The sequence below is a fragment of the Segetibacter koreensis DSM 18137 genome, from assembly GCF_000374045.1.
GTDB lineage: Bacteria > Bacteroidota > Bacteroidia > Chitinophagales > Chitinophagaceae > Segetibacter > Segetibacter koreensis.
In genome coordinates, this window is the sequence record NZ_KB893386.1 from 24,840 (window position 1) to 45,762 (window position 20,923).

A 20,923-nucleotide genomic window follows, 5' to 3' on the forward strand; every position below is an offset into this window, starting at 1 on the left:
CTTTAATTATTTCTTAAGTCTTAAAAATTTTATAAATGAAATGAGCATAGCTCGTACTTCATTAACGAGTTGATTTATCAACTCATATTGTTCAATGGTTATAAATCCTAACTCAGAGGCAGCATAACAGCAATAATCAGTTTCATTAATTGAGCCAAGAGCATTATCAAGAAAATGAGCAAAATCTTTATCTGTAAATCTTCCGCAACCTTCCACAATATTTAAAGGAACAGATAAAGCTGCTCTTAATAATTGCGACGTTGTTTCGTATCGTTCTTCTCTCGGAAACTTAGGTGCAATTTCCTTTTTAATGAACATATACATCTCGTGTGATTTCTTCCAAACATCCAACTTCTTATAATCTCTCATTTATAATACCTCTCTTATAAACCGTGCTGTTTTCTCCTTATACCCTTAACCCTACTCCTTCCACCTTAAAAATAACCCGCCTTTAATTTTAATCCTGCAGTCTCTTCCAGACCAAACATTAAATTCATATTTTGAACTGCTTGCCCGCTTGCGCCCTTTAGTAAATTGTCAATTGCTGAATGAACAACAATTTTATCTTCTGCTTTTTCAATATGAATTAAGCATTTGTTTGTGTTTACTACCTGCTTTAAATCAATCATTTTATCACTTACATGGGTAAATGGCTGCCCAGCAAAAAAATCCTGGTACAACTTGTTCACCTCTTCCAAAGTTAGATTGCAGTCTATAGTTGAGCTTATATAAATACCTCGGGGAAAATCACCGCGCCAGGGAACAAAATAGATATCTCCGCTTCCCGCATCTTGAGTGGCAAAAGAAGGTTGTAATTGCCGTAATGATTGAGTTATCTCCTTTAAGTGTTGATGCGTTAGGGTTTTATAAGCTGATATATTATTTGCTCTCCAGCTAAAATGAGTCGTTGCAGATAAACTTTGCCCAGCCCCGGTAGAACCAGTAATGCCGGTTGTATAAATATCTTTTAGTAATCCGGCTTTTGCCAATGGCAATAATCCAAGTTGAATCGCCGAAGCAAAGCATCCAGGGTTGGCAATATTTGTGGCTGACCTTATTTCTTCTTTATTCAATTCAGGTAAGCCATAAACGAAATTTAGATCATTAAAGTTTGCATTTTTGGCAAGACGAAAATCCTGGCTTAGGTCAATTATTTTTACACCCTTAAATTTTTCCGCTTCCTGCTCTAAAAACTTTTTAGCATCTCCATGGCCAACACACAAAAACAAAACGTCAACGTCACTACGAAGGTCAGCAGCAAAAGTAATGTCAGTATCTCCAAGCAAATCTGCATGAACAGAACTTACAGGCTTACCGGCATTGCTTTTACTATGTATAAAAACAATTTCGGCAGCAGGATGATTGATCAGAATTCTTGTTAGCTCTCCGCCTGTATAACCTGCACCGCCAATTATTCCAACTTTAAGCCCCGCCGCCCCTAAAGAAGAGCTTGAGACCCCAACCTCAGAAAGGGAAGTATCAAAATTTGTCATTAAAACTTGTTATTTTTAAGCATCATTCTTCGAATTTGTATCTCTTAAGATCTCTCTTCTTCCTTTTACCGCTGCATTTACACTAGATTATACCGGTCATCTTGCGTAGATGGTTGTGAATAAACAAGGAATTCAAGGCTTTTTTCTTCTTTATTCATTATCCTGTGCTTTTGACCTGCTTTAATATGCAATCCCTCATTTTGATGAACAATTAATATAACGTCATCTACTTCAAAAACGGCTTTGCCTTCGATTATATAAAAAAATTGCTGCGCCTGCTTATGATAGTGTAAAACTTCCTCAGCACCGGCAGACATGCTTTCAAGCTTTATACTGATGTCTGTATTGTCAACAAAGCTCCAGGCTTCACAATTATTACCCCACTTGTACTGTTGTAACGGATGAAATTTTGAAACAACCAAAGGAGTACTCATTGTTGTAGATTATGGTTTAAAAGAAAAAACATACTTTATTTCAAAAGACTTGTTTGCTGAAATAAATGAACCCAGTACAAGAGTGCGACGCAACAGAAGCAGAACTGAGATCTGCAGCTGGCTACAAAAAAGTCTAACTGTTAGTTGCACTATCTTTTACCTGGTGCCAGATCATAGTCTGATTACCGAAAATCTTGCTAAAACCTCTTACATCTTCACCCGTCCAGCCATTGTTCATTTCTCCATATTTACCAAACCGGCTACTCATTAAATCAAATTTTGATTCAATTCCCATTATTTGAAAATGATATGGTTTTAATAGTATAAAAACATCTCCTGTTACGTGCTTTTGACTGTTTCTAAGAAAAGCTTCTATGTCGCGCATTACAGGGTCAAGAATTTGGCCTTCATGCAACCAGTTACCATAAAATGAGCTAAGCTGGTCTTTCCAGCTAAGCTGCCATTTAGTAAGCACATGCTTCTCGAGAGCATGATGCGCTTTTAAAATAACCATTGGTGCCGCTGCTTCAAAACCTACACGACCTTTTATGCCTATAATGGTATCACCTACGTGTATATCTCTTCCTATTCCGTAAGGTCCTGCTACTTCCTGTAAGTATTTAATGGCCTTTACCGGTGTTTCAAAAGTTTCACCATTTACCTCAGTCAGCTCGCCTTCTTCAAAATGCAGCTTTATTTCTTCTGACCCTGCTTCTGTTACCTGGGTTGGCCATGCTTCTTCGGGTAGCATTCCATAGGAGTTAAGGGTCTCTCTGCCTCCTACACTTGTTCCCCACAGGCCCTTATTGATTGAGTAGACTGACTTTTCAAAATTCATATCTACATTCTTACTCTTGAGATATTCGATTTCTTGTTCACGACTAAGTTTAAGATCACGAATGGGAGTAATTATCTCTATGCCGGGGATCATAATATTGAAAATCATGTCGAATCTTACCTGGTCGTTGCCGGCACCAGTACTGCCGTGAGCAACAGCATCAGCATTTATTTCTTCTACATAATCAGAAATATGAAGCGCTTGGATAAGGCGCTCTGCGCTTACACTTAACGGATAGGTATTGTTTTTTAAGACATTTCCAAAAATCAAATATTTAATGATTGTATTATAATAACTTTCTTCAGCTTCGACCGCCTTATGTGTTTTTACCCCTAAAGCATATGCATGATGCTCAATATGCTTTAATTCATCTTTGGTAAATCCGCCGGTATTTACAATAATACTGTGCACCTCGTACCCCAATTCTTCGGTAAAGTATTTCACACAGAACGAGGTATCTAATCCGCCACTAAAGCCAAGAACTACTTTTTTTGACATTTCACAATTAGGTTTAAAAAGTTTTTTAGAGAGAATTACAGGATGATAAAAGGACTTAACAACAGGCTCGATTTAGATTTTGACTGCGATTCTTTTTTCTTTAAAAGCTTTAATAAACGGCTTTTTTTAACGTTCATAAATCTTTCGTAAAGCTTGGAATGAGCTTTAAAATCCGCTGCTGTCTCCTCCGGTTCATAATGATCGGCAGGGTCATAAAGCATAGCAGTACAAAAACAATTCTTTCTGTCTTTGCTCATAAGAGTCTCGTAGTTTACACATGACTTACATCCCGCCCAGAACTGGTCATCATCTGTTAATTCAGAATAAGTCACAGGCTCATATCCCAGTTCGCTGTTTATTTTCATAACAGCGAGACCAGTGGTTAATCCAAATATTTTTGCATGAGGATATTTTTCTCTCGACAAATCAAAAACTCTTTTCTTTATCTGCTTTGCTACGCCGCTTTTTCTAAATGCCGGAGCTACTATTAAACCACTATTTGCTACGAACTGATCATGTCCCCACGCCTCTATATAACAAAATCCTACCCAGGTTCCATCAGGCAAATGCGCTATCACGGCCTTTCCCTCTTGCATTTTCTGGGCTATATAGTCCGGACTTCGCTTAGCTATGCCAGTACCCCTGGCTTTAGCCGAAGCTTCCATTTCGTCTGTGATAATTGTAGAATAATGAACATCGCCACTATTGGCTACCCTAATGATAATTTGCTGATCCACTATGATAAAAATTAAAAGAGTATTGTAAAGAAGATCGTGCCAAAACAGGTACGCGTCGTACCTGTACCTATACGTGTTGTGATAGGCAGAATCAGATGCGTGGTCGTCGGATTAAAAATAAGAAGTTATCAGAACCCAAAATATTTACAGTACCCTTTAGTAAGGGATGCCTTGCAGAAATGTGTGTATGGGTGGTAAAATTTTCCAACTTCCTTATACAATCAAAAGTGAAATAATGATTTAAAGATGTAAAAGTATAATACTTTGAATTTTTTCAGCAATATTTTTTTGTAAAATTTTTTTATTTAGTCAAATTGCTTTAATTATAACGAATCTGACACAGTATTATTACAAAACATCCGAATTTTTAATCTTACAAAATCTCTCTACTTTTTTCTTTTATTAGCTGAATAAATACTCCAGGTCTTCTCTTGTTAAATTCTTAACAAAACCCGCATCATCAGTTATAAGATCTGCAGCCAGTGCTTTTTTCTTTTCCTGTAGTTTAAGTATCTTATCTTCCACTGTGTCTTTACAAATCATACGGTAGGCAAAAATATTTTTTGTCTGACCTATGCGGTGAGTACGGTCAATGGCTTGCTGCTCCACGGCAGGGTTCCACCAGGGGTCAACTATGTAAACATAATCTGCTGCAGTCAGGTTAAGACCTACTCCACCTGCTTTTAAAGAAATCAGGAACACCCTGGTATCTTCATCATTCTGAAAACCCTGGATTGCCTTTTCCCGATCGGGGGCAGAAGTGCTTCCATCAAAGTATTCATACTTTACGCCCATCTCGTCAAGCCTTTCACGAATTAAAGCTAGCATACCAAGAAACTGAGAAAATATTAATGCTTTGTGGTCACTTATGTTTTCTGTGATCTCACGTACCAGCTCATCTAATTTGATGGAAACGTTCGGAAATTTTTCCTCATCTTTCATAATCGCAGGACTGTCGCAAATCTGCCTCAGTTTCATTAAGCCCTGTAAAATAGTTAACTGAGACCTTCCTATTCCCTGACTTTCTACCACACCCAGAATTTTATCGCGGAAGTCATTTCGGAACGCATCGTAAATCTTGCGTTGCTCATCACCCATTTCACAGAAGAGTATCATCTCTGTTTTATCCGGAAGATCTTTCGCAACCTGCTCTTTGGTTCTACGCAGAATAAACGGGTAAAGCAGTTTTCTAAGATGCTCTTTTTGCTCCTGCTCGCCAAACTTATCAATAGGAACTGCAAACTCTTGCTTGAAAAATTCCATGGTCCCCAACATTCCGGGATTAAGAAAATTCATTTGGGCAAAAATGTCGAAAGTGTTGTTTTGTAACGGAGTACCACTTAGGCAAAGACGGCTTTTGGCTTTTAGCAGGCTCGCTGCTTTTGTTACCTTGCTTGAAGGATTTTTAATTGCCTGGCTCTCATCAAGAATTATATAATCAAACTCTGGTTCTACAAAAGATTTTATATCACTTCTTAATGTTCCGTATGTGGTAATAATAATATCGGCCTGTGGATGTGATACCAGTTTTTTATCCCTTACTGACCCGTGATGTATATAATAACTAAGAGAATCAGTAAACTTTTTTATCTCATTTTCCCAGTTATACATCAACGTTGTTGGGCAAACAACAAGTGCTTTTAAAGAACCTTTTGTTTCTTTTACATGCTGAATAAACGAAAGTGCCTGGATAGTTTTACCAAGACCCATATCATCAGCAAGTATGCCACCCCAATTTACTTCATGCAAATAATTCAGCCATTGGAATCCAGACTCCTGATAAGGACGGAGGATCGGTTTAAGATGTTCCGGAGCTTCAATGGGATCAATATTTTTAAAGTCTTTCAGCTTATCATAACGCTCTTCCAGCTGAAAAAACAATTCTTCTTCGTTACGGTTTTCGTACAATTCTTCAATGACGCTAAAATGATAGCGGCTTAGCTTCATCTTTTCGCTTTTGCCCTCGCCTACCCTAAATAACAAAGAGTATTTCTTAATCCACTCTTCTGGCAAAATACCCAAAGATCCATCCTGCAACTGCACAAACTGTTGCTTGTTTGCGAAGGCTTTTTTTACATCAGCCACAGTGATCTTTTGCTCGCCGAAATATATTTCCACTTTCGCATCGAACCAATCGGTATGGCTACTGATATAAATTTTTGTAGAAGGCTTGGCAGTATTGAAACGAAAGTTTTTTAATGCTTCAAATCCAAAAACCGGGATTTCCATTTCCTTCATTGCATCTATAAAAAGAAAAAACCAATTGTTTTTCAGCACTTCTGCACCTTTCAAAACCAAATTATCAGACTCATCAGGGCGAATGAATTGTGAATGAAGACTTTCTATTTTCTTTACAATAGCCTTCTCTTCTTCCGTCTGCCGTTGAATCACCAGTAAACGATCTTGCTGAGGAATAATGATTTTTTCTTTATCCTGCGGTTTTACTTCATAGCCTTTGTACATAAAAACCGGTTGAAACAAAAGATAATCACCTTTTTCTTTCAACAATAGTTTGACCTCAGGCTTCAAATCCTTTATATCTTCCCGCTTAACATTGTTAAACTGTACATTGTATTCTTTTGCCAATGGTAAAATCATTTCCTGCAATTGCCGGCTCCACTCACGTTCTTCAATCACTATTTTACCTGAGGGCAAAAACTTTTCAACTAAAAGGGAATCCTTTGGTTTTTCAAAGAGGAATAAAGTATCGTTGTAGCAGAAAAGGAGCGGAGAAGTCATCTCACTTTCTGTTACCGGAACTTCAATATGATTAAGCTTTACGAAGCATTGAACTTCATAGAAAGGTTTAATATAAGTAATATTGAAACTGAGAACTGCGGCTTCTTCACTTAAGTGAATCTTTTTTAGATTGGCAGTATTGAAAGCTTTTCTATCGGGCAAACGAAAAGAGAAGTATGGACTTGCATCGGAAAAAATCTTTTTATACCGGGGAAGCAAAAATTCAATAATAAGATTTCGTGTTTCTTCAGGTAGTTCATCATTGTGCTGTTGTACAATATTTTCCCAAATGCCACTAAAAGGGGAATTTCGGTTTAAGTGACGGGTTATTTCTGTAGACTGCAGCTTTCTTAATTGCTGTACAAGCATTTTATCGTCGTCGCTAAAAACTTCCGTATTGATATATTTATTAAGGTCTAGCTTTTCAGTCTTTCCTGTAAAAGCATTTCTCTCTTCATTCACTTCACCCTGCACACCTTCCACTTGTACAAAAGGATATTGATCATTATTCTGAATAAAAACGAGTCCTAATTGCATTTCTGCCGGTTTTGCCAACTCTTCTGCCACTTCAACTTCTGCAACAGGAGATTCGTAAGCAGGCTTTTTCTGTAAACCAATTCCCGAGGGAGCTATCCGTTTAATAGAAGAATCAAGCACCCTTAAAAAGGGTTTTCCGTCTTTATACGCAAATTCAAACTTTCCTTTCAGGTTATCGGTCAATGAGTAGCCGTATGCCTCGAGAAGTTTATTTTTTTCTTTATCCCAGTTACGAATACTGTCAAAATAATTTACACCATACCTTGAAAGTAACTGGACAAGCACGATCGTTTTATGTACACATAGAGGGTGTTTGTCATCGCTGTCGCAATTACAACTTGTATCGAAATTTCTTTCCTCATTCTTTTGAATAACTACCTTATAAGTTACCTGATCGAACTCGACCTCCGCTTTAACCCTTTCGTCCTTAGCCTCAATAATGGTTGCTTTATTGCTTCGCAGGTATTCTTCAGCTTCTGTATAAGATTGGGGAGAAGTAAGAACCCGTATCATCTTCAGGTCAAGCTGCTTCATTTTTACAACCGTATGCTTCTGGTCATATACAAGGTCTTTTTCATTAAGCATATTGCGATCAAGCAATTCCTGCAATTGAAACAATGCAGCAGATTCATGACGACATATCTCACCAAGATTGTAAGGACAACTGCACCTGAGAGATAAAGTAGAAGATTCTTTAAACTTATTTATCAGAACTTTATAATAGGTAGAATAAATGTCATCTTTTACACGAAATGTAACGGAGGACATAAGGTCATCATATTCCATTAACTCTACATTGCCAATTGCGTGAATCTTCTTTCCCCGACGTATAACTTCGTCTGTGCCGTTATTGTAAATATGTTTTATTAGATGCGGTAAAGCCATGTATATTCTTTGTTGTTGACCGATGACAAATAACAGTATTAATGAATTTAATAGTTTTTCTATCTTTAAAAATACTATCACCCTGGTTGTTACCGGTAGCCATCGTTACCGAAAAGGGCAATTTGCAAAAGTAAACAAAAACCACCCAGTTAAGAAATGGAATGAAAAAGATGTAATAAAATCTTGTTAAGACTGGGTAGTTCAAATAAAAAGAAGCTTTTACAAATAGCTATTAGAAATATTTAAATTTTTGATTGCACAAGACGGATGACATGTTTCTAAAAAGGCAAAACTTCTTATTAAAATAGGGGAGTAAAAATAATTTTGCGCCATGTTTCTCAATATGAAATGATAAAAGTATCTCCGGCACATGTAAACTATAAACTGGCATTACAATGGAAATTCCTTTATAAGTATTTCCACTTTAGGTAACACGTGCTAAATTTTAACTTTCAATTCTTTTTCCAGGTAAAGAGATTGAACACTACGCTACAACCAGTTCACCGTTTCTATAAATAGGCAGCACGTTTGCAACATCGGTAGAAACACAATACTCCAGATCTTTATGCAATCCATAAGCTGCCAACCGGTGCCAATGTGTTGTGTGCTGAATAAAACTATACAGATCATTCCGCTGCTGCCTAAAGATTTCTCTGGCCATAAGACTCGAGTCGTCGTGTATAACAAATTGTTCCTTTACCTTGTCAATAACAGCGCCTGCGAACAAGGTGTCCTCGAGATTAAATTTATCTTTCCAGCCGGAACAGCCTAGTATTACATTTTTTTCCTGGCTGACGAGGTAATCGCAAACTGAGCTTAAATTAGCAAAGGCACCTGTGATTACTTCAGAACAGCCTTTTGCAAAAGCCATATGTAAAAGCTTTGTACCATTTGTAGTGGTTAAAACAAGTGTTTTATTTTCAATGAATTCACGAGGATATTCTGTAGGTGAATTTCCATATTGTAATCCTTCAATTACCTTTCCATCACGTTCACCCGCGGTAATAGAGCCACTAATTACATTTCCAAGTCTTTTGCATTCTTCAACTTCGGCAACAGGTATTACCCTTGCTGCGCCATTGTACAAAGCAGTTGCAATTGTTGTAGTGGCACGAAAAACATCTATTATTACCACTACTGCGTTGTGCAAATCAAACAAATGAAGCAATGCGGGTGAAAGACAAGTGAACAACGTAGGTTTTTTATCCATGGCCGCAAAGATAAAAGCATAATGCTAAATTGCCGAACAGCGCATTTTTAATCAAATAAAAACATCGAGTATTGCAATTTATTCGTTTATAGTAAAAATCAAATGAGTGTAAATTATACTTGCATATCGGATTTAGGTATTTATGCTGAAAGTATCGATTTAAAATAAATGCCGCCGTTGGTAAAATCATCAGCGGCATTTGGATACATTTATTTTTTCGAAAACACCAATAACTCATTAGCCTGTACTTCTGTTACAAATCTCTTATGGCCATCTTTATCAGTATAGCTTCGGTTAACAAGTTTACCATCAATCAGAACTTCCAAACCTTTGCTAAAAATTCTTTCTGCAATTTCAGCCGTTTTTCCCCATGCAACCACGTTATGCCATTGAGTTTCTGTTACCTTTTCTCCTTTTGCATTTGTATAAACTTCATTTGTTGCAATATTAATTCTCGCAACTTTTTTGCCCCCTTCTAATGTTTTAATTTCAGGATTTGCACCTAAATGACCAATCAGTTGTACTTTGTTCTTCATTTTTTTTAATTGTAATGTTTTTGATTATTTTCTGTTACCAAATTCTATTTTATAATGATGCAAATATGAATGCGTGCAAAAGAGACAATTGGTAGTTGCCCACTTATATTCGTATATAGTTACTTTTAAGCATTTATAAACGGATAATAAGAAATTGAATAGTTTAAAAACCATAAGTATTGTTTATGGATAGCATTGACAAAAAATGCATGGAATGCAGCAAACCATTAAAAGGCAGGGCCGATAAAAAGTTTTGCGATGACTTGTGCCGCAACAGCTACAACAATAAATTAAACAGCGACTCAAATGCCTACGTCAGAAATATAAATAATATACTTAGGCGCAACAGGAGAATTTTAGAAGAAGCACTTGCGGGACCAGAAGAAATGGCAAAAATTACAAAGCAGAAAATGCTGGAAAAAGGATTTCAGTTCAAATATTTTACGCACACATACACAAATAAAAAAGGAAATATTTATTATTTCTGCTACGAATTTGGTTATTTAATACTTGAAGGCGACTGGCTTTTAGTTGTAAAAAGAAAAGAACCGGGGTTATAAGCAAACCAAATCATTATTCCCTGTTATATGTCTTGTTGGCACAACATTAGCAGTATTAGTATAAATTATCTGAAATGAATGACGAACAACAAAACAATCTAAACCAGCAAGGGCAAGAAGAGAAAGATAAAAATGAAAACCTTGATACGAGTGCACTTTACCTTGGAGATAGCAGATTGCAAACGAAGTCGGAGTTTGAGCAAAACAAAAAGAGCGATCACACAAAGGAAGACAATAAAGTAACTTCATCAGGTATTGATGATTTGCAATCTAACAGTGATGGTGCTGCAGGAACTGACAGAGCGGGCACAGCAGAGCGAAAAGCATATGGAGATATTGAACTGAATAAAGGCCTTGAAGCGCAGGCAAAAGATGAGGAATCGTAAAATGGTTTTCAATACTATTTCTTCAGGCACTCTATCAAGGGTGCTTTTTTATTTTTGGAACCTGGCATTTCGTAATTCTATAATACTGACGTTGCGTCGCACTCTTGTACTTTATATCTTTACGCATCGTTTTTTATAAAAAGACATTTCATGCAAACTGATTTTCTTGTCATTGGCTCTGGAATAGCAGGTCTTACTTATGCACTCAAGGTAGCACAAGCAAAACCTGATAAAAAGGTTGTTGTAATAACAAAAGCCCAATCTGATGAAACAAATACAAAGTATGCACAGGGTGGCATAGCGGGAGTTTGGGATGACGTAAATGACAGCTATCAAAAACATATAGAAGATACATTAATAGCAGGCGACGGCCTGTGTAATGAAAAGATTGTTGAAATAGTGGTAAAGGAAGGCCCTGAACGAATACGGGAAATAATCAAATGGGGAGCCGAGTTTGACAAAGATGCAACAGGAGATTATTCACTGGGTAAAGAAGGCGGCCACAGTGTAAACCGCATCTTGCACCATAAAGACGTGACCGGCAAGGAAATGGAAAGAGCTATGCTGCAAACCATTCAGGCTCTGCCAAACATTCAATTAATTACTCATTGCTTTGTAATAGACCTGCTAACCCAGCATCACCTGGGATATCTCGTAACTAAATCAACTTTAGATATAGAATGTTATGGCGTATATGTTTTAAATCTTGTAAACAATGAAATTGAAAAAATAACTGCAAAAGTTACCGTATTGGCAACAGGCGGAAATGGACAGGCATATAGAACTACGACCAATCCTATCATTGCAACCGGCGATGGAGTTGCGATGGTGTACCGTGCAAAAGGCAGGATCGAGAATATGGAGTTTATCCAATTTCATCCTACAGCTTTATATCAACCTGGTGTTTCTCCTTCTTTTTTAATTACAGAGGCTGTTAGAGGGGATGGTGGCATATTGAGAAATAAAACCGGCGAGGCTTTTATGGAGAAGTATGATGCCCGTAAAGATCTTGCTCCCCGCGATATTGTTGCCCGCGCTATTGATAGTGAGATGAAAAAAAATGGTACCGAACATGTTTACCTCGATTGCCGGCATATGTCACAAGAAAAGTTCATTCATCATTTTCCAAACATTTATGAAAAATGCTTAAGCATAGGAATTGATGTTACAAAAGATATGATACCCGTAGCTCCTGCTGCGCACTACAGTTGCGGTGGCATTAAAACTGATGAGCATGCGAGAACCTCAATAAGAAATTTGTACGCCTGCGGCGAATGTGCAAGTACAGGATTACACGGAGCGAATCGCTTAGCCAGTAACAGCCTGCTTGAGGCAATGGTTTTTGGTCATCGTGCTTATCTTGATTCAATAAAAAGGTTTGAAGAGGTAGATGATTATTTGTCGTTAGGTAATAACTGGGCTGGCAATAATATTCCTGACTGGAATGCGGAGGGTACCAGGGAGCCAAAAGAAATGATTTTGATAACCCAGAGCCTGAAAGAACTGCAACAAATAATGAGTGATTACGTTGGTATCGTACGCACAAACGTACGTTTAGCCCGGGCATCTAAAAGACTAGATTTGCTATTTGAAGAAACAGAAGAATTATATCGCTCTACAAAGGTTTCTCCGCAATTGTGCGAACTGCGAAACCTGATAACCGTTGGTTACCTTATTGTAAAAGGCGCATCTTTTAGAAAAGAAAGCCGCGGTTTGCATTTCAATACTGACTATCCTGAAAAGAGTGCGCTGGTAGAGAATATTGTGCTATAAAAAATACTAAAAAGTTATTTTGGCTGAGGACATAAAAAAAATCCTTTCAGACAAATTTGACTAAAAGGATTTGATGATAAAAATATCCTGAGAGGCTTTTTATTATTTGAGATATTTTAAAATTTCTTCCGAATCAGGCGTTACCTTACTTGGGAATGAAGCTATCAATTTTCCATTTTCATCTAAAAGAAACTTTGTAAAATTCCAGGCAATGGTCGCATCTAAAACACCATTTTCTTCTTTGCTTGTAAGCCATTTAAACAACGGATCAGCACTTTCTCCTACTACATCAACTTTGCTTGCCAATGGAAATGTTACTCCATATCTTACTTTGCAAAACTTTTGAATTTCTTCATTTGTACCAGGCTCCTGTTGGCCAAAATTATTTGCCGGAAAACCAACAATAACTAATTTGTCCTGGTAATCTTTATATAGTTTTTCAAGGCCTTCATATTGTGGTGTAAAACCACATTTGCTTGCAGTGTTTACTACTAAAATTTTCTTCCCTTTATATTTTGAAAAATCTATTGTACCTCCTTCTATTGACGGAACTTTAAATTCATATATACTTTTTGGGTAAGCTTTTGTTTCCATTGGTTTATCTTTTGGTGTTCCTGAGGTGCAGGCGATAAATAATGCTGCAAGCAGAAGAAATTTGTTCATAAAAGGTAGGTTTATGTATTTAACAACAAATAATTATTAAAGTTTAATCAAATCTACTATTTTATTGTTCATAACAACCTAAGTCCGGTAAGTTTAACGTTCCCCGCATTTTGCCATCAAGATCAATGGTATTACCGGTAAAAACACCTTTATTGATAGCGGGAGACGTTGGTTTAAGGCGAAAGTTAAAAATTCTTCTTCCTGCATCAATACTGTCAAACTCAGGCAGCTGGTTCTTTATGCTATTCGTAAAAAGAGAATCTATTGTGTCATCTTTATTTTTATAAAGAACATTTTCAAAGGCTACATCAAAAGGCGCTGCAGTGGCTTTCTTATCCACGATTAATTCATTAGGCACAATCCCTCCATCTCCATAAAAAATGCAGTTGCGAAAATGCGCAATTAAAGCAAATACAAGATTTTCATTGTAACTATTACTCAGGAAAAGTACAGGTTTTTTATGGTCAATATAATCTGTTGCATAGCTTGCGACAGTGCAAAAATCAAAAGAATAAAGGCCTCCGCCTGCAATTGAAATATTATTTCCACAATTGCTGATTAAACAATTAACAGCTTTGATGCTGCTGGCCACGCTTACGATTCCTGCATCGTAAATATTATCTATAATGCATTGGTTTAAGGTAATTTTCGGGGAGTCACCAACAGACGATTGAGTTACTATGCCCTGGTAAGCATTTTTAATAATTACATAAGTAAGCACATTATTTATGCTGGAGGTAGTGAAAGTAATACCTGGCCACCCAGCAGGAAGGTCACGGTAAACAGGGTCTAAACGATCTCCGCTAAAAACGACTCGGGTGCTGTCGTCGACTCCTCCATTTACCTTTAAAGATCCATTTATAACTAAAGGAGCATCGGCATGAGTATAAATTTTACATCCTTTATTAATCGTTAGTGTAACATTGCTGTCAACTGATAGGCCACCAAGAATTACAAAAGGCAAATTATTGTTCCAAATGGTGTCAGCAGTTATTCTTTTATTACGAAAGAAGTGCGCATTTTGTCCATACGCCTGCAATTGTAAATATTTATTATTGCCATTATAACTAACTAAAATACTGTCAGTAACAACAAAAGGTAAGTTGGATGTATTTGGATTGATTGTTACTGAAACAAAAACATAAATACTATCGCCGGGTTCAAGTTCTACACCCGAAAAGTTTACACCGGCAGTTCCATCTACGTTTATTTTAAAAGGAGATGCAGAGCCTCCTATCAACTGTATTTGAGACAGACGCAGCTTTTGATCGTTCTGATTAAATATTTTGAACGATTGTGTAACCGAACCTGTTGTTGTAAAAGCGGTATCAAAATGCAACGTATCTGTTGAAAAGCTAAGGGATGCATTGGGGCTGTTAATAAAAGATATTTTTCTACAAGAAAATACAATAAGAATAAGTAAAACGACAACAATGCTTTTTTGCATGTATTTCATTCTTTCAAAAGTAAATTAAAAACATTTATACGGTCGCGGCCAAAGTGGCAATGCTAAGTGTAGTACCTGCAACTTTTAATATTTCTGAACCACACGCTTCCAGTGATGCGCCAGTAGTTATTACATCGTCGACCAATAAAATATGTTTGTTTTTGATTGCAGACGAATCTGATATGGCAAACACACCTTCCATATTTTCCCACCTTGTAACTCTCCCCCGTTGCGTTTGTGTTTCTGTATAAACTTTTCTTATTACCGCTTTGTCAATTACCGGTTTTTTCCAGGCTGATGAGATTCCGGTACATATAGCAGATGCCTGGTTATATCCTCTTTTCTTTTCACGCTTAGGATTTAATGGCAGGGGCACCAAAACGTCTACTTCATCAAAACGGCTACTTGCGGTAAGAAACTTTGCAAGGATTTGGCCAAGGTAAATTCCTATATCTTTATTGCCTTTGTATTTCAATTCATAAATAAGTGTTTCCAGCAAAGAGTCTTTTGTGAAAAAATACCCTGCCCCGCCGTTTTTTACCGGCATTCTTCCATAAAATTTTTTTTCGACCGGATTATTAGGTTGTGAAAAAAAATTAGTGACTGGCAAATCAGATAGACATCTTAAACACAACTGATGCTGATCATCTAAAATATCAGTACCGCAACCAATGCACACATGCGGGAAGAATAGATGAACAAAATCAGGTATAGATGATTTAAGATTTAGCATGAGAAGTTTAATTCAAGCTTTATTGTGAAAAGGCAGAATTTGTTATGCTTTAATTTACATTCCTGCCTCTGTTTTTAAAACAATATCCTATAGACTTCCTGCACTTCGCCTACGGGCAATACCTGTATCCCAAATTTTAATTTATCAAATCCTTTTTTATTATATTTCGAAACGACAATTTTTTCAAATCCAAGTTTTTCTGCTTCTGCTATTCTTTGTTCAATTCTATTAACAGCTCTTATTTCTCCATTTAATCCGACTTCTCCTGTAAAACAAATCTTTTGAGGTAGAGGCACGTCTTCGAAACTGCTTAATAACGCGCAGATAACTGATAAGTCGATCGAGGGGTCCTCCACTTTAAGCCCACCCGCTATATTTACAAAGACATCTTTTATACCAAAATGAAAACCTCCACGTTTCTCTAAAACTGCCAGTAATAACTGCAACCTGCGCAGATCAAATCCACTTACTGTTCGCTGTGGGGTACCGTAAACACTTTGGGTTACCAAGGCCTGCACTTCTATTAATAAAGGTCTTATGCCTTCAAGCGTTGCTGCAATGGCACTTCCGCTTAACTGTTCTTCTTTTTGAGTAATTAAAATTTCGGAAGGATTAGTTACGCTTCTCATTCCATCGCCTGTCATTTCATAAATACCTAACTCAGCTGTACTTCCAAAGCGGTTCTTTATAGTCCTTAAAATTCTATATGCGTAATGCCTGTCTCCTTCAAACTGCAAAACTGTATCAACCATGTGCTCAAGTATTTTTGGCCCGGCAATGCTTCCGTCTTTAGTTATATGCCCTATTAAAAAAACCGGGGTATTTGTTTCTTTGGCAAATCTTTGAAACTCTGCAGCACACTCCCTTATTTGTGAAACGCTTCCCGGTGATGACTCTATAAAGTTAGATTGCAACGTCTGAATAGAATCTACAATGACCAGTTGTGGTCTTAGTTTTTTAATTTCCTGGAATAAAACATTTGTATTTGTCTCGGTAAGAAGGTAAAAATCATGGTTTGAACTTTTTAGCCTGTCTGCCCGCATTTTTATTTGCTGCTCACTTTCTTCCCCACTTATATATAATGTGCTTATATTTTTAAGGTGAAGGCCGATTTGTAAAAAAAGAGTGCTTTTTCCGATACCCGGTTCACCTGCGACCAATACAATACTACCGGGAACAATGCCACCTCCCAAAACACGATTCAATTCTGTATCAGTGGTTAAAATACGGTCTTCTTCTTTAGCACTTACATTGTTTAATAAAATCGTTTTTGAGGTACGTTTGCCACCAGTATAATCCTTCCAATCATTGTCATTTTTTTCTGTTCCTTTTGTTATAACTTCTTCAACAAACGTGTTCCAGGAATTACATGATGGGCATTTTCCAAGCCACTTTGCACTTTCATACCCACAACTACTGCAGAAATAAGCTGTCTTAACTTTGCTCATGCCCTAAAGGTAGTTTTGAACGATGTAAAGAATAAGCTTTAACAAAAGAGAAATAGATAAAACGTATAAAAAACACAAAAGGGTCGGTAAGAATACCAACCCTGTTACTTACTAACCCATTAAATTCTGACACTAAATTACAAATATGACTCACATTTCAAAAATAATTTTTGACCGTGTGAATAACTTTTACTTGCTTTTATTCGCTTAAAATCAACAAAATTGCTAAATTCTACACATAAAAATAGTCCTTTTAGGACAGAATGTCTCCCCACCTCAGCAAATCAGCCAACATGTCCTAAAGCCGCAAGTCTTCCAGACACTCGGTTTGATTGGTGAGGCTTTGGATGATAATTTGATAATATATACATAAAAGAATAAAAAATGTCTTCTATATTTTTAATATCACTAATTTTTGTAGGAATAAGCTTTTTGGTTTCTTCAACGTTAAAAGGAAAGTTTGCTGAATACAGTCGCATTCCATTAAGAAACGGAATGTCGGGTAGCGAAGTAGCTGAGAAGATGCTAAGAGACAATGGAATTTATGATGTAAAAGTAACTTCTGTTGACGGCCAGTTAAGCGACCATTATAACCCGGCAAACAAAACTGTAAATTTAAGTGAAGGGGTATATAGTGGTAGAAGCATTGCTTCCGCCGCCGTAGCTGCTCATGAATGTGGGCACGCAGTGCAACATGCAAAAGCATATCAATGGTTAACAATGCGAAGCGCAATTGTACCTGTAGTTCAATTTAGCAGTAATATTGTTCAATGGGTTTTGCTTGCAGGCATCCTGCTGATAAATGTATTCCCCGCATTATTGTTGTTAGGGATTGCTTTGTTTGCAATGACTACGCTTTTTGCTTTCATTACTTTGCCTGTAGAACTTGACGCGAGCAAAAGAGCTTTGGCTTGGCTAAACACTACTAATATTGCTTATGGAGAACAACACGATAAAGCAAAAGATGCTTTAAAATGGGGTGCAATGACATATGTGGTAGCTGCAATTGCCTCCCTTGTTATCCTGATACAATACATATTCATCTTCTTAGGTCATAGAAACAGGAATTAAACGATAAACGTTACAAAAGGAAGTAAAAACTTTTTAAGCACTAATATTACGGTTATTGCAACCAAAAGAGACCGGCTCACTCCTGGTCTCTTTTGGCTTCTGTCCTGAGTGACTTGGCCGTTTTTTCCTCGAAAAGAGATAGAAATCTTGGGCTTTCTGTTTTTTTCAGTTTATCCCAAAAAGTAAAGTATAATCCAAAATTGTACCTAAATTGTTTGTGATGCAAAGAGTGATGGGTCGCTCCGATTATCCACTTACCAATAAAATGTTTATAAAAATTAGCAGGATACGTTTCTATTTCAAGATGATTGATAACACTGCTAAAGGTCATAATAGTTAACTGAAACAACAGCACAAAAACATGGATTGGAATAATAATGATCGTCAGCGGCAAGATGATTGCCTGAAGCAACCCTTCGAGCGGATGAAATGAAAAAGCTGTCCATGGACTTGTTATGTTACTGTCGTGATGCACTTTGTGTAATACTCTAAAAACTTTTGGTTTATGCATCCAGCGATGAAGCCAGTAATAGTACGTCTCGTGAATAAGCACAGATATTAATAAACTTACAGGTAAGTACCATAGGGAATATTTATTTACATCTACATACAAACGCGTGTAGCCTTTTTGCCAAAGAACGAAAGTAAAGGAAGCTGCAACCGCAAAAATAATGGAAGTGACCATCGACCATTTAACCTCTGTATAAAATTGCTTTTTATCTGTGACTTTCCTGCTTAAGCTTCTTTTTACCCACTTGTCTTTTTTCCAGACATAAAACCAAAGATGAAACATACCAGCTATTAAAAAATAACGGCTGATAATTATCAGAAACATAAGTATGGTTAAATAAACAAAGATTTGTTGAGGCAATAAGCGTTAAGTGAAAATAATTAAATTTTCGTATTTTTTCTTATGAAACAACTTCTAATAGCAAAAGGTTGAATTATAAATCATTAAATGTTGATCCACTAAGCAGAGATGAAAAAAATATGCGGAAATTTAGAAGGCTTTAAAATTGTTCACAACAGCTATAGAGATATGATAAAAAGACTTTATTCAATATATCCTATTTAAAGAAATACCGTTTAAAGAAATACCCGGCTTTTAGCCGGGCATCTAATCAAATTTTAATTTCCTCTTCATTCTGGTCAAAAAAGTGAAATTCAATAAGGTGATAATTGGTATTAGGTAAGATCTTTATTTTGGTTTGAAACTTTTTGTTCCATTTATATTTAATAGAGTTAAAAAACCACCCCTTTGTAAGGTGCGAATGAACAATCGGATTTACAAATAAAGTAAGATTCTTATGTTGATTAGTAACGAGGTATGATAGTTTTTTCTCTATCTCATCTACCAGCAAAACTGTTGAAGTGATTTTACCAGTACCGTTACATGCGGGACAAACTTCAGAAGTATTAATATTCACCTCGGGTCTCATGCGTTGCCGTGTTATTTGCATCAACCCAAACTTTGAAACAGGAAGAACCGCATGTCTTGCCCTGTCTGTCCGCATAAACTCATCCATTGCTTCCTGTAGCTTCTTCTTATTTTCAGGAAGTTTCATATCGATGAAATCAACAACAATAATACCTCCAATATCCCGCAGCCTCAATTGCCGGGCAATTTCTTCTGCCGCTTCCAGGTTGGTTTGCACTGCGTTCTCTTCCTGGTTATTACTTACACTTTTGTATCCACTATTGACGTCTATTACATGTAATGCTTCTGTATGCTCAATAATTAAATAGGCTCCGCTGGAAAGGTTAACGGTTTTGCCAAATGCACTTTTTACTTGTTTTGTAATTCCAAAATGGTCAAATATAGATACACCATTTTGGTACATTCCTACAATTCCTGCTTTCTCAGGAGCAATTTTTTCGATGTAACCCTTTGTTTCATCGTAAATATTTTTATCGTTAACAACAATTTTGTTAAAGTCCTCTGTAAGAAGATCTCTCAACATACTTGTTGCCTTTGTTTGCTCGCTTAATATTCGTGCCGGCGCTTCGGCTCCCCTAAGATTTTTCTGAATTAATTTCCAAGTGTTTATGAGAGCTGTAAGATCTTCGTGTAACTCAGCAGTATTTTTTCCTTCCGCAGCGGTACGTACAATTACACCAAAGTTTTTCTCTTTTATAGATTCAACTATTTTTTGCAACCTCCTTCGTTCATCGCCGCTATGAATCTTCTTTGAGACTGCAACTATATTATTAAAAGGAGTAAGTACAACAAAACGACCAGGCAATGAAATTTCGCAACTCAGTCTTGGGCCCTTAGCCGCAATCGGCTCTTTTAAGATTTGTACTAAAACATTTGGCTTACCATTTAGTACCTCGTTTATTTTACCTGTTTTTACAATTTCTGGTTCAACTTCAAACTTGGTAAAATCAAGACCTTTTTCTGATCTATCCGCAATACTTAATTGAGTAAATTTTAAAATGGATTTGACGTAAGGACTTAAATCAGTGTAATGCAAAAAAGCATCTTTTTCAAAACCTACGTCTATAAATGCAGCATTTAAACCTGGGATTAATTTTTTAACTTTCCCCAGATACAGATCCCCTACTCCGAAAGTAGCATCAGTTTTTTCGTTATGTAGCTCTACGAGTTTTTTATCTTCCAGTAAGGCTATCTCTACCCCCTGTGGGGTAGAATTTATAATCAATTCTTTGTTCAAAATTGCAACTTTTAAAAAATTCATACAATACTCCAAAAACGGAGCATATCACTTAAACCGTGTTGAACCAACACAGATTTATCCTGCCACTTTTTTTATTGATAAGGTAAAGGTAAAAGTTGCAAAACAGATGGTTGGCAGACCAGTAGAAAGTTGCAAATGCCGGACAATTTTTAAATTTTCCGGCATTGCCTATAATGACAGGATAAGACGATAAAGCCTATTTCTTCTTTTTATGACGATTTTTTCTCAATCTCTTT

18 protein-coding genes are annotated in these 20,923 nt (G+C 36.7%); 4 read left to right on the forward strand and 14 right to left on the reverse strand.

Annotated elements, in window-relative coordinates:
* Positions 1-6: 6 nt before the first annotated feature.
* From B154_RS0126330 to B154_RS0126370, 8 genes are all read right to left on the reverse strand, one after another.
* Entirely contained in the window at positions 7-369 is a 363-nt protein-coding gene (locus B154_RS0126330; protein ID WP_018617352.1) for a four helix bundle protein, read from the reverse strand.
* A 65-nt stretch (positions 370-434) separates the two neighbouring features.
* Complete coding sequence (gene argC / locus B154_RS0126335) at positions 435-1,493, reverse strand: N-acetyl-gamma-glutamyl-phosphate reductase (protein WP_018617353.1); 1,059 nt, start codon at positions 1,491-1,493, stop codon at positions 435-437.
* A gap of 77 nt (positions 1,494-1,570) precedes the next feature.
* Positions 1,571-1,927, reverse strand: coding sequence for a cupin domain-containing protein (locus B154_RS0126340; RefSeq protein ID WP_018617354.1), 357 nt, complete (start codon positions 1,925-1,927; stop codon positions 1,571-1,573).
* A gap of 133 nt (positions 1,928-2,060) precedes the next feature.
* The gene (locus B154_RS0126345) at positions 2,061-3,263 is read right to left on the reverse strand and encodes an argininosuccinate synthase (RefSeq protein WP_018617355.1); all 1,203 of its coding nucleotides are present in this window, start codon (positions 3,261-3,263) and stop codon (positions 2,061-2,063) included.
* A 35-nt stretch (positions 3,264-3,298) separates the two neighbouring features.
* On the reverse strand, positions 3,299-4,000 hold the full coding sequence (locus B154_RS0126350) for a GNAT family N-acetyltransferase (RefSeq protein WP_018617356.1): 702 nt from the start codon (positions 3,998-4,000) through the stop codon (positions 3,299-3,301).
* Between the two features lie 402 nt (positions 4,001-4,402).
* Entirely contained in the window at positions 4,403-8,161 is a 3,759-nt protein-coding gene (locus B154_RS0126355) for a DEAD/DEAH box helicase (protein ID WP_018617357.1), read from the reverse strand.
* A 484-nt stretch (positions 8,162-8,645) separates the two neighbouring features.
* Positions 8,646-9,371: a 2-phosphosulfolactate phosphatase gene (locus tag B154_RS0126365; protein WP_026260465.1), complete on the reverse strand. Its 726-nt coding sequence runs from the start codon at positions 9,369-9,371 to the stop codon at positions 8,646-8,648.
* A 209-nt stretch (positions 9,372-9,580) separates the two neighbouring features.
* On the reverse strand, positions 9,581-9,907 hold the full coding sequence (locus tag B154_RS0126370; RefSeq protein WP_018617360.1) for a single-stranded DNA-binding protein: 327 nt from the start codon (positions 9,905-9,907) through the stop codon (positions 9,581-9,583).
* A 185-nt stretch (positions 9,908-10,092) separates the two neighbouring features.
* On the opposite strand from B154_RS0126370, the gene B154_RS0126375 reads away from it, so the two are divergent.
* The 3 genes from B154_RS0126375 to nadB all read left to right on the forward strand — a co-directional run bounded on the left by B154_RS0126375 (position 10,093) and on the right by nadB (position 12,626).
* Positions 10,093-10,467: a hypothetical protein gene (locus B154_RS0126375; protein WP_018617361.1), complete on the forward strand. Its 375-nt coding sequence runs from the start codon at positions 10,093-10,095 to the stop codon at positions 10,465-10,467.
* Positions 10,468-10,541: 74 nt separating this feature from the next.
* The gene (locus B154_RS0126380) at positions 10,542-10,853 is read left to right on the forward strand and encodes a hypothetical protein (RefSeq protein ID WP_018617362.1); all 312 of its coding nucleotides are present in this window, start codon (positions 10,542-10,544) and stop codon (positions 10,851-10,853) included.
* A gap of 150 nt (positions 10,854-11,003) precedes the next feature.
* Positions 11,004-12,626, forward strand: coding sequence for an L-aspartate oxidase (nadB, locus tag B154_RS0126385; RefSeq protein WP_018617363.1), 1,623 nt, complete (start codon positions 11,004-11,006; stop codon positions 12,624-12,626).
* Between the two features lie 102 nt (positions 12,627-12,728).
* On the opposite strand, the gene B154_RS0126390 is transcribed toward nadB, so the two are convergent.
* The 4 genes from B154_RS0126390 to radA all read right to left on the reverse strand — a co-directional run bounded on the left by B154_RS0126390 (position 12,729) and on the right by radA (position 16,917).
* Positions 12,729-13,289: a glutathione peroxidase gene (locus tag B154_RS0126390; protein WP_018617364.1), complete on the reverse strand. Its 561-nt coding sequence runs from the start codon at positions 13,287-13,289 to the stop codon at positions 12,729-12,731.
* Positions 13,290-13,350: 61 nt separating this feature from the next.
* Positions 13,351-14,736, reverse strand: a complete 1,386-nt coding sequence (locus B154_RS0126395; RefSeq protein ID WP_018617365.1) for a hypothetical protein — start codon at positions 14,734-14,736, stop codon at positions 13,351-13,353.
* A 34-nt stretch (positions 14,737-14,770) separates the two neighbouring features.
* On the reverse strand, positions 14,771-15,469 hold the full coding sequence (locus tag B154_RS0126400; protein WP_026260466.1) for a ComF family protein: 699 nt from the start codon (positions 15,467-15,469) through the stop codon (positions 14,771-14,773).
* A 74-nt stretch (positions 15,470-15,543) separates the two neighbouring features.
* Positions 15,544-16,917, reverse strand: coding sequence for a DNA repair protein RadA (radA, locus tag B154_RS0126405; RefSeq protein WP_018617367.1), 1,374 nt, complete (start codon positions 16,915-16,917; stop codon positions 15,544-15,546).
* Between the two features lie 384 nt (positions 16,918-17,301).
* Between radA and B154_RS0126410 the strand changes: the two genes are divergently transcribed.
* Positions 17,302-17,988, forward strand: a complete 687-nt coding sequence (locus B154_RS0126410; RefSeq protein ID WP_018617368.1) for a zinc metallopeptidase — start codon at positions 17,302-17,304, stop codon at positions 17,986-17,988.
* A gap of 76 nt (positions 17,989-18,064) precedes the next feature.
* On the opposite strand, the gene B154_RS0126415 is transcribed toward B154_RS0126410, so the two are convergent.
* Together B154_RS0126415 and B154_RS0126420 are read right to left on the reverse strand one after the other, a co-directional pair.
* Positions 18,065-18,823, reverse strand: a complete 759-nt coding sequence (locus B154_RS0126415) for a sterol desaturase family protein (RefSeq protein ID WP_018617369.1) — start codon at positions 18,821-18,823, stop codon at positions 18,065-18,067.
* 286 nt (positions 18,824-19,109) lie between these two features.
* Positions 19,110-20,663 carry an Rne/Rng family ribonuclease gene (locus B154_RS0126420; protein ID WP_018617370.1) on the reverse strand — a complete coding sequence of 518 codons (1,554 nt, stop codon included), beginning with the start codon at positions 20,661-20,663 and terminating at the stop codon, positions 19,110-19,112.
* Positions 20,664-20,923: the final 260 nt, after the last annotated feature.

Bases quoted from the DNA above. Each gene is read 5' to 3' on its own strand.
- B154_RS0126345 (WP_018617355.1), bottom strand. From the start codon at position 3,263: ATGTCAAAAAAAGTAGTTCTTGGCTTTAGTGGCGGATTAGATACCTCG.
- B154_RS0126380 (WP_018617362.1), top strand. From the start codon at position 10,542: ATGAATGACGAACAACAAAACAATCTAAACCAGCAAGGGCAAGAAGAG.
- B154_RS0126340 (WP_018617354.1), bottom strand. From the start codon at position 1,927: ATGAGTACTCCTTTGGTTGTTTCAAAATTTCATCCGTTACAACAGTAC.
- B154_RS0126390 (WP_018617364.1), bottom strand. From the start codon at position 13,289: ATGAACAAATTTCTTCTGCTTGCAGCATTATTTATCGCCTGCACCTCA.
- B154_RS0126370 (WP_018617360.1), bottom strand. From the start codon at position 9,907: ATGAAGAACAAAGTACAACTGATTGGTCATTTAGGTGCAAATCCTGAA.
- B154_RS0126375 (WP_018617361.1), top strand. From the start codon at position 10,093: ATGGATAGCATTGACAAAAAATGCATGGAATGCAGCAAACCATTAAAA.
- nadB (WP_018617363.1), top strand. From the start codon at position 11,004: ATGCAAACTGATTTTCTTGTCATTGGCTCTGGAATAGCAGGTCTTACT.
- B154_RS0126410 (WP_018617368.1), top strand. From the start codon at position 17,302: ATGTCTTCTATATTTTTAATATCACTAATTTTTGTAGGAATAAGCTTT.
- B154_RS0126400 (WP_026260466.1), bottom strand. From the start codon at position 15,469: ATGCTAAATCTTAAATCATCTATACCTGATTTTGTTCATCTATTCTTC.
- B154_RS0126355 (WP_018617357.1), bottom strand. From the start codon at position 8,161: ATGGCTTTACCGCATCTAATAAAACATATTTACAATAACGGCACAGAC.
- B154_RS0126395 (WP_018617365.1), bottom strand. From the start codon at position 14,736: ATGCAAAAAAGCATTGTTGTCGTTTTACTTATTCTTATTGTATTTTCT.
- B154_RS0126365 (WP_026260465.1), bottom strand. From the start codon at position 9,371: ATGGATAAAAAACCTACGTTGTTCACTTGTCTTTCACCCGCATTGCTT.
- B154_RS0126415 (WP_018617369.1), bottom strand. From the start codon at position 18,823: ATGTTTCTGATAATTATCAGCCGTTATTTTTTAATAGCTGGTATGTTT.
- argC (WP_018617353.1), bottom strand. From the start codon at position 1,493: ATGACAAATTTTGATACTTCCCTTTCTGAGGTTGGGGTCTCAAGCTCT.
- B154_RS0126330 (WP_018617352.1), bottom strand. From the start codon at position 369: ATGAGAGATTATAAGAAGTTGGATGTTTGGAAGAAATCACACGAGATG.
- radA (WP_018617367.1), bottom strand. From the start codon at position 16,917: ATGAGCAAAGTTAAGACAGCTTATTTCTGCAGTAGTTGTGGGTATGAA.